The organism is Buttiauxella sp. AC142 (genome assembly GCF_979253435.1).
In genome coordinates this window covers 3,935,087-3,947,641 of sequence record NZ_CEEDCH010000001.1, presented here as the reverse complement: position 1 = coordinate 3,947,641, position 12,555 = coordinate 3,935,087, and the positions used below count along the sequence as shown (strand labels likewise).

Below are 12,555 nucleotides of genomic sequence, written 5' to 3'. Positions count from 1 at the left end.
GCCCCTCAATGAGGGGCCTTTGGAATTGATTGAAGCAACGGAAAGAAAAACAGGTTAGCGCCGTCTTTCAGACGACGTTGTGTGGCATTTTTTTGAACACACTGGGCCATGTTTCCTCCGGCAAATTGTGGCGCATTATACGCATGTAAGAGGACACTTCAAGCGAATAATTCACATATTTTGCCTGTTAGCAATCGGTTGCTGTGAATACTTATCCGCATTCAATCCCGCCGAAGGCGTTGCTCTCAGGCATTCTTATTGCGCAGTTCAAAGCGCGGTGAAATCAGGCCATACAGCGTCCAGCCCAGGAACGTCACGATGGCACCGTACATCATAGCTTCTTCACCAGATGAATACAGGGCGTAGAAGCTATACATCGCACCAATGAACGCGAAGATATTGGCAATGCTCGCTTTGTTCGGCGCCACATTCGCCACTTTCTGGATAATCACCAACGCCGCCATCGACAGGATATAAGGGATAATATTGGTGACGACCGCCAGGTTAACCAGCACGTTGAACTGTTTATTCAGCGATGGGCTGATGGTCATTAACGACAGCCCGGTCTGGATAAGCACGATAACAATCATGCCTTTTACAGGCGCATCGGCTTTGGTCAGTTTGGAGAAAACTTTAGGGAAATATCCCTCGTCAGCAGAGGATTTAAACACTTGAGCGATGGTGAACTGCCAGCCCAACAGCGAACCGACGCAAGACATAATCATCAACGCCATGATGATTTTACCTACGCCAGGCGTGAACATCTGCGCAAAGGCTAAACCAAACGGTGCGGTTGAATTGGCCAGGTCCATGTTTGGCACGATACCGGCAATCACGTTGGTAGAAATGATGTAAACAACAGCTGCGCCCAACGTGCCGCCGAGTACCGCGATAGGCACATTACGCTCAGGATTTTCCACCACATCAGTATTTGCGCAGGCAGATTCCAAACCTAAGAATGCCCACAGCGTCATGGCGATGGAAGAACCGACCGCTTCAAAAACAGGAAGGTGGTGCGGGTTCCAGGACTCCATATACAAAGTCGGGCTAAACCAGAACCAGCCGATGACTGAAATCCCCAGCACCGGAATAATGACGCCCCAGACGGTGACGCCGCTGATACGTCCGGTAATGCGTGCGCCGCCAAAGTTTGCCGCCGTGGCGAGCCACAACACCCCGATTGTGGCGACACAAATCCCGATTGGGGATAAGGTCGCATCGAGTAATTCGGTGCCGTAACCCACGGCTGAGATAGCAATCGCGACGTTGGCAATCAGCAGCGAAACCCCGTAGGTGTAGTTCGCCATAAAGTTGCCAGATTTGCCAAAGGCATACTCTGCGTAGCCGCCCATCCCGCCTGATTTACGACTAAACATCCCGCATTTCGCGAACGCGTAAGCCAGGGCCATCGAACCCAGAGCGGTCACTAACCATGAAATTATCGACAGCGTGCCCACTTCCGCTAATTTAGTCGGCAGCATGATGATCCCTGAACCCATCATATTTACCGCGGTTAAAATCGTGAGCTGAACGACGCCCATTTTGTTGTTAGTTTTACTCATAATCTGTTCCTTTAATAATTTTGAGTAGCGAAGAACCGGTAACGTCACGCTTCTTCGCTGTTTCTTTTTTTATGGAAGAATCAATTTTTGCCAGTAACCCTGACGCTTTTTGATTTCAGATTTATTGTTTAATAACATAGCCATACGCGCGTTTTTTGCGGTCCTCATCCAGCTTGATATAAACCCCTTGTAACTCCGGCGCGAAGCCAGGTAACAAATTGATCCCTTCTTCCAGCGCCAGGAAATAACGCTGCACAGAGCCGCCCCAGATTTCCCCTGGAACCACGCATAAAACGCCTGGAGGATAGGGCAGAGCACCTTCAGCGGCGATGCGACCTTCAACTTGCGATAACGCCACTAATTCAACGTTTCCGCGCACAAACTCAATATTTGCCTGTTGAGGATTCATGACGACTTTCGGGAAGTGAGCTTTACGGAACATCTCTTTTTGCAGCTGCTTCACGTCGTGACTGACATACAAATCGTGCATTTCCTGGCACAGCTGGCGGATGGTGTAGCCGTGGTAACGTTCTTCGTAGGTTTTGTAGATGGAAGGCAGAACGTCGCAGAGTGGCGCATCTTCTTCAATCAGGCGTTCAAAACGCGCAATTTGGGCAACAAGATGCTGCATCTTTGCCATATCTTCCGCAGGCGTCATCAGGAATAGAATGGAGTTCAGGTCGCATTTTTCCGGCACGATGCCGTTCTCACGCAGGAAGTTGGCGAGGATAGTTGCAGGGACACCGAACTTGTCGTACTCACCGGTTTGAACGTTGATACCTGGCGTGGTTAGCATCAGTTTGCAAGGATCAACGAAATATTGATGCTCTGCGTAGCCTTCAAATGAGTGCCAGCGATCGCCGGGGATGAAATTAAAGAAACGCAGATCGTTCGCCATCACCTCAGTATCAAAATCTTCCCATTTGCGGCCTTCGACTGTTTCTGGCACAAACGGACGAATGTGTTTACAGAGTTTTAACAGCAACTTACGCGTCTCAATCCCCACTTTTACGCAATCCATCCACATGCGTTTACCGCTTTCGCCTTCATGCATTTTGGCGTTGACGTCCAGGGCTGCGAACAACGGATAGAACGGGCTGGTGGAGGCGTGCATCATAAACGCGTTGTTCATCCGCTTATGATTCACGTAACGATCCTGGCCTTTGATATGTTTATCTTTTTTATGAATTTGTGAGGTTTGGGAGAAGCCCGCTTGTTGCTTATGCACAGACTGCGTCACCAGAATCCCTGGATCGTTTTCATTCAGTTCGAGCAACAGCGGTGAGCAGTCATTCATCATCGGAATGAATTGCTCGTAACCTACCCAGGCAGAATCAAACAAGATGTAGTCGCACAGATGACCAATCTTATCGACAACCTGACGCGCGTTATAAATGGTGCCGTCGTAGGTGCCTAACTGAATAACCGCAAGGCGGAACGGGCGTTTTTCAGCGCCACGATTTGGAGCCACTTCGCGCACTAAATCACGCAAATATTTTTCTTCAAAACAATGGGCATCAATACCGCCAATAAAACCAAACGGGTTGCGAGCTGTTTCCTGATAAACAGGTGTGGCACCCGCCTGAATCAATGCGCCGTGGTGGTTTGATTTATGGTTGTTACGGTCAAACAGCACCAAATCTCCCGGTGCCAGCAGCGCATTGAGCACCACTTTGTTTGAGGAAGACGTCCCGTTTAAAACGAAGTAGGTTTTATCGGCGTTAAACACTTTCGCCGCATGCATTTGTGCGGTGCATGGTGCGCCTTCGTGAATCAGTAAATCACCCATCGAGACGTCAGCGTTACATAGGTCAGAACGGAAGAGCGTTTCGCCAAAGTAATCAAAGAATTGGCGTCCGGCTGGGTGACGGCGGAAGAACTGGCCGCCCTGGTGCCCTGGGCAGTCAAAAGCGGCATTGCCTTGCTGCACATATTCCACCAGGCTGCCAAAGAACGGCGGCAGCACTTCTTTTTCATATTTAACCGCTGCGGCTTCCAGTTGTTTACCGTAGAAATCCACATTTCCATCGCACAGTTCAAACACCCCGGTGACGCGTGGAAGCACTTCAGCAGGCAACTCTTCTTCACAACAAACCGCGACAAAAATTGGAATGCCGAAGCCCGTTTGTTCAATAGTATTCAACATCCCTGAGATAGCATCTTTCACGGAAATAACAGCAGCAGACACATCAGTGAAATTAGTATGAGTAATATCGACGATTTCGCGATCGGTACTAAAGCATTCAGTTGTGCTGGTATTAACCGCTATTTTTAATTTTTCCATTTTGCTTATGTTCTCTAATGTTTGTAATGCGTAAAATTTAGATATGGCATAGCCGTCAGATATTCCCTGATGGGATTCCGATGCTTTATTATTTTTTAAAGGCAATAGCTACCCGCAATAATTCTTAATATGGAATTATTGATAAGAGTCGATAAATGCCAGGTGATTGATTCACCAGTCAGGCTTGTCTGTTAATTTGGATAGTCAAATGCCGCACGCAAAACAATGGATAATAGCAACCCTGTTCAATGGTTTACTGGGTTTATCAGTGTTTGGTGACAAGCAGGAACGAGTATCCGCAAAAGCAGATGCCGTTAGGGGGGAGATTACTTAGAGTTGAAAAGGTGGAAGTCAAAGCAGCTACGATGTATCAGCATCATAATATGCGTAATACGTCGAATGTGTGGCATGGCCTTATTATTATTTTCCATTTTCTATTTCCCTTCATTTTTGGAAATCGGGGCTATTGTAATCAGGCTAGTTTATAAAACTGTGATGTCGGTCACTTTTGATTTTTGTGTAAATAACAAAACATCGTTTTATTTGAAAACGACTGAATAAGTTATCAATAGCCTGGGTTATTAATATGTGAAGTTATTAATTGCAAAATAGACGATACTTGAAAAATAAACTTCTCTGGAGCGGGATTAATCGCATCAATGTTTAGCCTGCAGCGGTTGAGCTTTAAATTTGCTAACAAAATGAAGCTCTATTGTTAATGAATTCCCTTCATGTCAGGCAGGCGGTGATATTCATCAAAATGCTTATTTTGTATTAGTTGGTGCATTTTTATTCACGAGAATGATGTTAGCAATAAATGCTATTTGCTCACCATTTTTTGAATCATCTCTCTGCGCTGTCATCCCTCGGAGGTTTTAATCATCTGTTTGTGCATTTTTTGGAGACAACACCGGTTTTCTAAAAAAACTCGTGGCGGCAAAAGATGAATGCTCGTATAAATACCGTAATAAAACATCGTTTCAAAAAGGTATTGATTATGATTATCGGCAACATTCATGCTTTGCAATCCTGGCTTCCGGAAGAACTGCGTCAGGCGATTGAGCACGTTAAACAGCACATAACCCCAGAAACTCCGTTGGGCAAGCATGATATCGACGGCAATCGCCTGTTTATGCTGGTTTCAGAAGACAGCACACAGCCTATCGCAGAGCGCCCGGCTGAATTTCACCAGCGCTACCTGGACATTCAGATTGTGATGCGCGGCCAGGAAGGCATGACCTTTAGCTGCCTGCCTGCGGGCACGCCTGAAACTGATTGGCTGGCTGATAAAGACATCGCATTCTTGCCAGAAGGTGAGCAGGAAAAAACCGTCATCCTGAATGAAGGGGATTTTGTGGTGTTCTATCCAGGTGAGGTGCACAAACCGTTGTGTGCGGTGGGGAAACCTGCGACCGTGCGTAAAGTCGTAGTGAAGATGTTGATGGCGTAATCAATGATGGTGGCGGATGGCTAGCGCCCTCCGCCATTAACTATTAAAGGTCAGCCAGCGTCGCGACCATCACCGCTTTAATGGTGTGCATCCGGTTTTCAGCCTGGTCAAATACCACGCTATTAGCCGACTCAAACACTTCATCTGTCACTTCCATTCCGCCATGCATACCGTACTGCTCCGCCATTTGCTTGCCCAGCGTCGTTTGGTCATCGTGGAAAGCAGGCAGACAGTGCATGAATTTCACATCAGGATTACCGGTCAGTGCCAACATCTTGCTGTTTACCTGATATGCCCTTAACAGATCGATACGCTCAGCCCATTTTTCTTTGGCTTCACCCATCGACACCCACACATCGGTATAAATGAAGTCGGCACCTTTTACGCCCGCCGCAATATCTTCTGTCAGCGTAATGTTCCCGCCATTGTGAGCTGCCAGAGCCTGGCATTCCGTTACCAGTTTTTCATCCGGCCAGCAGGCTTGTGGGGCCACCAGGCGTAGGTTAAGCCCGGTGAGTGCGGCAGCCTCCAGCATTGAATTTCCCATGTTATTACGTGCATCACCGGCGTAAACCAGCGTCATCTGCTGGAATGTTGTGCCCGGCAATTGCTCTTGCATCGTCAGTAAATCGGCCAGTAACTGCGTTGGATGAAACTCATTGGTCAGTCCGTTCCACACCGGTACACCCGCGTATTGTGCCAGCGTCTCGACGATTTCCTGGCCAAAGCCACGATACTGAATGCCGTCGTACATGCGGCCCAAAACGCGCGCGGTATCTTTAATTGATTCTTTATGCCCAATCTGGCTGCCGCTTGGGCCGAGATAAGTCACTTGTGCACCCTGGTCAAATGCGGCAACTTCGAAAGAGCACCTCGTACGAGTCGAGTCTTTTTCGAAGATGAGCGCGATGTTTTTACCAGTAAGATGCTGAACTTCAGTGCCTTTTTTCTTGTCTTTTTTCAGGCTGGCTGAAAGGGCGAGTAGTTCGTGAAGTTGGGCAGGGGTGAAATCCAGTAATTTCAGAAAATGCTTTTGATAAAAGTGACTCATATTTTCCTCACATGGCGCACGCCATTTATTGAATATAAATTCAATTTATATGTATGGTTATTCATTTGCAACCCCTCGCGTAAAAACTTTAGCGGGAAAGGTGGAGGCAAACTCAGCCGTGTGTGAAAATAGAAGTATCTGCCTACAAATTGAGGAAAGGGCCATGGCAAATCCAGAACTGCTGGAAGAGCAACGCGAAGAAACGCGTTTGATTATTGAAGAATTACTGGAAGACGGCAGCGATCCTGATGCGCTGTACACTATCGAGCATCACCTTTCCGCAGATGATTTCGAAACTCTTGAGAAAGCCGCGGTTGAAGCATTCAAAATGGGTTACGAAGTCACTGACCCGGAAGAGTTGGAAGTCGAAGAGGGTGAAACGGTAATCTGCTGTGACGTGCTGAGCGAATCTGCGCTGAAGGCTGAATTACTGGACGAGCAAGTCGAACAACTGCTGAACCTCGCTGAGAAATTCGGTGTGGAATATGACGGTTGGGGCACTTACTTCGAAGACCCGAACGGTGAAGAAGGCGATGACGAGGATGAAGTCGACGAAGACGACGACGGCGTGCGCCACTAATATCTTCCGTGCAGCGGTGTGATGCCGCTGCACATCAAGGATCAATAACAACCCTTATGAACTACCCGCAACTCCTCTCCCCGGTATTGAATTTCCTGCATTGTCCAACGCCAGAAGCCTGGATTGAAAAAGCCCGCCAGCCGGAGCATTTACCGTTATTGCTGACAGACCATCTGGTGTGTGAACTCAAAGCTGCACAAACCGCGATGTTTTTGATTCGCAAATACGTTGCCGATAAAAGCAGTGCGCAGTTTTTACTTGATTGGCTAAAACCCTACGAGGACTTCGCTTTCCGTGAGGGGGCAGAACCTGATTTTATTGCACTGCATAAAACCCTGAGCAAAAGCGTGATGCCCAAAACGGACAGCGCCTGGGGCCAGCAGCTTATCGACAGTATGGTTTTGTTGATTAAAGAAGAGCTGCATCACTTCTGGCAGGTACGCGAGATTATGCTCGCTCGCCACATTCCCTACGTGAAAATGACCGCCAGCCGTTATGCCAAAAGTTTGCTGAGCGAAACACGAACGCACGAGCCTGTCATGCTGGTGGATAAACTGATTTGCGGGGCGTATATCGAAGCGCGTTCCTGTGAGCGGTTTGCCGCACTGGCACCGCATCTGGATGAAGATCTACAGAAATTCTATTTGTCGCTATTGCGTTCAGAAGCCCGGCATTATCAGGATTATTTAGCATTAGCCGAACAAATTGCCGGGAGAGATATCAGCGATCGGGTGCGTTTCTTTGGGGAAGTCGAGGCCGCTTTAATTAGCAGCCCTGATAGCGAATTCCGTTTTCATAGTGGCGTGCCGACTTAAAGCGTTCTCAGCATTCTCACTTCGCAATCAACATGCCCGGTGCAGCCCAGCGGCTCAGTAATATGTTCAAACCCTAAGCGTTCATACAGCGCGATGGCTTCTGTCAGGAATGCCGTCGTTTCGAGGTAGCAGCGCTTGAAACCTTCTTCGCGGGCGAAATCCATCGCCTGCAATGCCAGCCTTTTTGCCAGCCCTTTGCCACGCACGACCGGCAGGAAATACATCTTCTGCAATTCACAAATATCCGGCTCGCTACAGGTTAACGGCGCGACGCCTCCGCCACCAACCACTTTGCCGTCCAGTTCCACAATCCAGAATGCGTGCCCTGCCTGGCTGTAAACCTGAAACAGTTCATCCAGATTAGGGTCTGCAACGGTATAGCCTTTATCGGCAGTTAAACCATATTCAGCAGAGACTTCGCGGATGACACCCGCGATAGCCGCATTGTCGTGGGCGGTTATCCGGCGCAGAGCGATTTCAACCGGAGCAGCAAGATTCATAGCGTGACTCATTAATGATGGGGTAAAGACAGCTCATTTTAATACCACTGTGAAACTTAACAAGCAAGTTTCTAAGCTGTTTTGTTACTCCCGTTTCGGATTATTTAAACACGAAGAGGTGTGGTTAGATAACAGTCGGCAAGAGTATGAAAAGAAATCGTTCACGAAGAGACAGGGATGCAATCCTGAGGGAGATATATGACAGATCAGCAAGTTGTAATAAAAGAAAAACAAACCAGAAATCTGGTTTTTAATGGGACAGGTAGTGGCTATTTTAGAGTGTGCATAGTCAATTTATTATTAATAATAATTACATTTGGCATTTTTGGTGCATGGGCACTGGTGCGTTCTAAGCAATATCTTTATAGCCATACAGAATTATCTGGCTCATGCTTTACTTACCATGCAACAGGTCGTTCTCTATTTGCCAGTTGGCTGTGTATGTTGATTTATATTTTCGCTTTAGAAGGCGCTGTTATTGGTAGACACACTTTCGTTGCCGTGTGTTTGGGGGCCGCATTAATACTATTTGTGCCATATTTATTGGTGCAAAGTTTACGTTATCAGTTGCAGTCTACTACCCTCAATAATGTGCGTTTTAATTTTCGGTGTTCAGGCTTTAAAGCATGGTGGGTGATGCTGGGTTGTCCGTTAATAATGATGCTGGGTGTGCTTCTGGTTTGTACTCTTATCATGCTGACTTGCCGGTCGGCTTCGATTTTTGAATTTGATCGGATCATCATTACCAGTGTTGTCGCTTTAGTTGTGGGAGTTTTGGGGATGGCCGTTGTGCAGGGTGTTTCCTCGGCACTTTGGTTAAATTTATTATTCAACCATTTAAGTTTTGGTAAAAACAATTTCACTGCCAAAATTAGTATCAAAAAAATCGTCAGCATTAGCCTTATGAGTATGTTGATGTTGATTCCTGTTCTTTTGATAGTCTTGAAGTTGGAAGTCCCTGCTTATATAAAAATATTATCCAGTCAGGGCGATCCCGAGGCTATTGCCAATGAACTTCAGTCATCAGGAACAGCAATGTTTATTGGCTATTTGATTTATATGTTTGGCATATTACTTTGGGCAAGCTATCTCTATGTCACAATGCGTAATTATTATTATAAAACCATCTCGCTTAGCGAGCATTTTACCTTTCGCTCGACGCTGACGGTAGCCGGTTTTTTAAGCCAGTTAATAATCAATGCATTGATAACAGGTTGTACTTTAGGCGTGGGCTACCCATGGGCGCGAGTACGCTATTGTAAATATTTGGCACGAAATACCTGGGTTGATGGTGATCTGGACGAATTAGATTTGCAGGATCATAACGAAAAAATTGCCAACGATATTGTGAGCCGTCTTTCTCGAGGCCTGACTCCAAACATTAGTTTTTAACCAATATTTATACTCATAAAAAAGGCCGGGAATCTCCCGGCCTTTTCACATTAAAGCACTCAATTACAGCGCAGCGATAGTTTCTTTTTGCTCAGCCAGTTTTACTTTAGCTTCGCCACAGGCAGCCAGACGTTCGCGCTCTTTTGCGACAACAGCTTCTGGCGCGCGCGCCACGAAACCTTCGTTGGACAGCTTGTTTTCGATGGATGTAATTTCAACATCCAGCTTCGCCATCTCTTTATCCAGACGCGCAAGCTCAGCGGCTTTGTCGACCAGGCCTGCCATTGGAATCAGCAGCTCTGCACCTTCGATGATTTTGGTCACGGAAACCGGGCCTTTATCATCAGCAGGCAGCAGGGTGATGCTTTCCAGACGCGCCAGATTTTGCAGGAAGGTACGGTTCGCGTTAACGCGACGTTCCGCCTCTGCACTGACGTTGCGCAGCAATACTGGTAGTGGTTTGCCCGGAGAGATATTCATCTCAGCACGAACGTTACGTACTGCGGTGATTGCCAGCTTCAGCCACTCGGTATCTGCAAACGCAGCTTCATCGTCCTGTGCGCTGTTATATGACGGGAACGGTTGCAACATGATGGTATCTTCGGTGATGCCTTTGAAGGTTTTCACGCGCTGCCAGATGGTTTCGGTGATGAATGGAATGATCGGATGCGCAAGACGCAGCAGACCTTCCAGCACGTTAATCAGCGTATTACGCGTACCGCGCAGTTCCGCTTCAGTGCCGCTGTTCATTACCGGTTTGGTCAGCTCCAGATACCAGTCGCAGAACTGGTTCCAGGTGAATTCATACAGAATGTTGGCAGCGATATCAAAGCGATAGCTGTCAAGCGCTTCACGATATGCTTTCACCGTGCGGTTGAATTCCGCCAGAATCCAGCGGTCTGCCAGAGACAGAACCATTTCGCCACCGTTAAAGCCGCAATCCTGGTCTTCGGTATTCATCATCACGAAACGGCTGGCGTTCCACAGCTTGTTACAGAAGTTGCGATAACCTTCCAGGCGCTTCATGTCCCAGTTGATGTCGCGACCGGTTGACGCCAGCGCTGCCAGCGTAAATCGCAGCGCATCGGTGCCGTGTGGTTCAATACCGTTCGGGAATTGCTTCTCGGTGCGCTTACGGATTTTCTCAGCCAGCTGTGGCTGCATCATGTTACCGGTACGCTTCTCAAGCAGGTCTTCCAGGGAGATACCGTCAACCATATCCAGTGGATCGATGACGTTACCCTTGGACTTGGACATTTTCTGCCCTTCGTCATCGCGGATAAGACCGGTCATATAGACAGTTTTAAACGGAACCTGTGGTTTGCCGTCTTCATCTTTGATGAAGTGCATGGTCAGCATGATCATGCGCGCAATCCAGAAGAAGATAATGTCGAAGCCGCTGACCATCACGCTGGTTGGGTGGAAGGTGCGCAGCGCTTCGGTGTTCTCAGGCCAGCCCAGCGTGGAGAATGTCCACAGACCGGAAGAGAACCATGTGTCCAGAACGTCTTCGTCCTGGTTCAGTGCAACGTCGTCGCCGAGGTTGTTTTCAGCACGAACTTCCGCTTCGTTACGGCCAACGTACACGTTGCCTTCGGCATCGTACCAGGCTGGGATGCGGTGACCCCACCACAGTTGACGAGAAATACACCAGTCCTGAATATCACGCATCCAGGAGAAGTACATGTTTTCGTACTGCTTCGGCACGAACTGAATGTCGCCTTGCTCAACCGCTTCTACCGCGACTTTCGCCAGCGGTGCAGTGCGCACGTACCATTGGTCGGTCAGCATTGGCTCGATAACTACGCCGCCACGGTCGCCGTATGGAACGGTCAGATCGTGTGGTTTGATCTCTTCAAGCAGACCCATTTCATCGAACGCAGCAACCACAGCTTTACGCGCCGCGAAACGTTCTAATTTCTGGAACTGAGCTGGGATCTCATTGCTATACACATCGGCTTCTTCGCCGTTGGTATCAAACACTTCTGCGCTCTCACGGATATCACCGTCAAAGGTCAGAATGTTGATCATTGGCAGGGCGTGACGACGGCCAACTTCGTAGTCGTTAAAGTCGTGAGCAGGCGTGATCTTCACGCAGCCGGTGCCTTTTTCCATATCGGCGTGTTCATCGCCCACGATCGGAATAAGACGGTTAACCAGCGGCAGCACAACAAATTTACCGATCAGATCTTTATAACGCGGATCTTCTGGGTTCACTGCCACGCCGGTATCACCGAGCACGGTTTCCGGACGGGTAGTTGCGACAACCAGGTAATCTTTGCCGTCAGCGGTTTTTGCGCCGTCAGCCAGCGGATAACGCAGGTGCCACATAGAACCTTTAGATTCGCGGTTTTCAACTTCCAGATCGGAAATTGCGGTGCGCAGTTTCGGGTCCCAGTTTACCAGGCGTTTGCCACGATAAATCAGATCTTCTTTGTACAGGCGGACGAACACTTCTTTCACCGCGTTGGACAGGCCTTCATCCATGGTGAAGCGTTCGCGCTCCCAGTCTACGGAGTTGCCGAGACGACGCATCTGACGGGTGATAGTGCCACCAGACTCAGCCTTCCATTGCCAGATTTTGTCGATAAAGGCGTCACGGCCATAATCATGGCGTGTTTTGCCTTCTTCGGCGGCAATTTTGCGCTCAACGACCATTTGCGTCGCGATGCCGGCGTGGTCAGTCCCCGCCTGCCACAGAGTATTTTTACCCTGCATGCGCTGGTAACGAATCATGGTGTCCATGATCGTTTGCTGGAAGGCGTGACCCATATGCAAGCTGCCGGTAACGTTCGGCGGCGGGATCATGATGCAGAAGCTTTCCTGGCTGGTATCGCCATTTGGCTTAAAGTAGCCCTGCTGTTCCCAATGCTCGTAAAGCGGCTGTTCGATATCTTGCGGGTTATATGTCTTTTCCATTG

11 protein-coding genes are annotated in these 12,555 nt (G+C 48.3%); 4 read left to right on the top strand and 7 right to left on the bottom strand.

The window, feature by feature from the left end:
* Positions 1-245: 245 nt before the first annotated feature.
* From potE to speFL, 3 genes are all read right to left on the bottom strand, one after another.
* Entirely contained in the window at positions 246-1,562 is a 1,317-nt protein-coding gene (potE, locus tag AC0IWZ_RS18275) for a putrescine-ornithine antiporter (protein WP_471678748.1), read from the bottom strand.
* Between the two features lie 121 nt (positions 1,563-1,683).
* Complete coding sequence (speF, locus tag AC0IWZ_RS18270; protein ID WP_471678749.1) at positions 1,684-3,846, bottom strand: ornithine decarboxylase SpeF; 2,163 nt, start codon at positions 3,844-3,846, stop codon at positions 1,684-1,686.
* A gap of 326 nt (positions 3,847-4,172) precedes the next feature.
* Positions 4,173-4,277: a leader peptide SpeFL gene (speFL, locus tag AC0IWZ_RS18265; protein ID WP_115627191.1), complete on the bottom strand. Its 105-nt coding sequence runs from the start codon at positions 4,275-4,277 to the stop codon at positions 4,173-4,175.
* 566 nt (positions 4,278-4,843) lie between these two features.
* Between speFL and AC0IWZ_RS18260 the strand changes: the two genes are divergently transcribed.
* Positions 4,844-5,296, top strand: coding sequence for a NanQ anomerase/TabA/YiaL family protein (locus tag AC0IWZ_RS18260; RefSeq protein WP_064560959.1), 453 nt, complete (start codon positions 4,844-4,846; stop codon positions 5,294-5,296).
* A gap of 43 nt (positions 5,297-5,339) precedes the next feature.
* Here the strand turns inward: AC0IWZ_RS18260 and argF are convergent, their stop codons facing one another.
* Positions 5,340-6,347: an ornithine carbamoyltransferase gene (gene argF, locus AC0IWZ_RS18255; protein WP_471678750.1), complete on the bottom strand. Its 1,008-nt coding sequence runs from the start codon at positions 6,345-6,347 to the stop codon at positions 5,340-5,342.
* Positions 6,344-6,412 (bottom strand): putative translational regulatory protein ArgL, encoded by a 69-nt coding sequence (gene argL, locus AC0IWZ_RS18250; protein ID WP_410374052.1) that lies wholly within the window; start codon positions 6,410-6,412, stop codon positions 6,344-6,346. The genes argF and argL overlap by 4 nt, the downstream gene beginning before the upstream one ends.
* A gap of 98 nt (positions 6,413-6,510) precedes the next feature.
* Between argL and rraB the strand changes: the two genes are divergently transcribed.
* Both rraB and miaE read left to right on the top strand, forming a co-directional pair.
* Positions 6,511-6,927 (top strand): ribonuclease E inhibitor RraB, encoded by a 417-nt coding sequence (rraB, locus tag AC0IWZ_RS18245; protein WP_410374013.1) that lies wholly within the window; start codon positions 6,511-6,513, stop codon positions 6,925-6,927.
* Between the two features lie 56 nt (positions 6,928-6,983).
* Complete coding sequence (gene miaE / locus AC0IWZ_RS18240; RefSeq protein ID WP_471678751.1) at positions 6,984-7,742, top strand: tRNA isopentenyl-2-thiomethyl-A-37 hydroxylase MiaE; 759 nt, start codon at positions 6,984-6,986, stop codon at positions 7,740-7,742.
* On the opposite strand, the gene AC0IWZ_RS18235 is transcribed toward miaE, so the two are convergent.
* Positions 7,739-8,242 (bottom strand): GNAT family N-acetyltransferase, encoded by a 504-nt coding sequence (locus AC0IWZ_RS18235; RefSeq protein ID WP_471678752.1) that lies wholly within the window; start codon positions 8,240-8,242, stop codon positions 7,739-7,741. The genes miaE and AC0IWZ_RS18235 overlap by 4 nt on opposite strands.
* Before the next feature lie 198 nt (positions 8,243-8,440).
* Here AC0IWZ_RS18235 and AC0IWZ_RS18230 point away from each other — a divergent pair, with 198 nt between their 5' ends.
* A complete protein-coding gene (locus tag AC0IWZ_RS18230) occupies positions 8,441-9,634 on the top strand; it encodes a YjgN family protein (protein ID WP_410374010.1) in 1,194 nt (397 codons plus the stop codon).
* A gap of 63 nt (positions 9,635-9,697) precedes the next feature.
* Here the strand turns inward: AC0IWZ_RS18230 and AC0IWZ_RS18225 are convergent, their stop codons facing one another.
* Complete coding sequence (locus AC0IWZ_RS18225; protein ID WP_471678753.1) at positions 9,698-12,553, bottom strand: valine--tRNA ligase; 2,856 nt, start codon at positions 12,551-12,553, stop codon at positions 9,698-9,700.
* Positions 12,554-12,555: the final 2 nt, after the last annotated feature.

What these genes read in the sequence shown, in the direction of transcription:
- potE (WP_471678748.1), bottom strand. Translation starts at nt 1,562, where the DNA reads ATGAGTAAAACTAACAACAAAATGGGCGTCGTTCAGCTCACGATTTTA.
- speF (WP_471678749.1), bottom strand. Translation starts at nt 3,846, where the DNA reads ATGGAAAAATTAAAAATAGCGGTTAATACCAGCACAACTGAATGCTTT.
- speFL (WP_115627191.1), bottom strand. Translation starts at nt 4,277, where the DNA reads ATGGAAAATAATAATAAGGCCATGCCACACATTCGACGTATTACGCAT.
- AC0IWZ_RS18260 (WP_064560959.1), top strand. Translation starts at nt 4,844, where the DNA reads ATGATTATCGGCAACATTCATGCTTTGCAATCCTGGCTTCCGGAAGAA.
- argF (WP_471678750.1), bottom strand. Translation starts at nt 6,347, where the DNA reads ATGAGTCACTTTTATCAAAAGCATTTTCTGAAATTACTGGATTTCACC.
- rraB (WP_410374013.1), top strand. Translation starts at nt 6,511, where the DNA reads ATGGCAAATCCAGAACTGCTGGAAGAGCAACGCGAAGAAACGCGTTTG.
- miaE (WP_471678751.1), top strand. Translation starts at nt 6,984, where the DNA reads ATGAACTACCCGCAACTCCTCTCCCCGGTATTGAATTTCCTGCATTGT.
- AC0IWZ_RS18235 (WP_471678752.1), bottom strand. Translation starts at nt 8,242, where the DNA reads ATGAATCTTGCTGCTCCGGTTGAAATCGCTCTGCGCCGGATAACCGCC.
- AC0IWZ_RS18230 (WP_410374010.1), top strand. Translation starts at nt 8,441, where the DNA reads ATGACAGATCAGCAAGTTGTAATAAAAGAAAAACAAACCAGAAATCTG.
- AC0IWZ_RS18225 (WP_471678753.1), bottom strand. Translation starts at nt 12,553, where the DNA reads ATGGAAAAGACATATAACCCGCAAGATATCGAACAGCCGCTTTACGAG.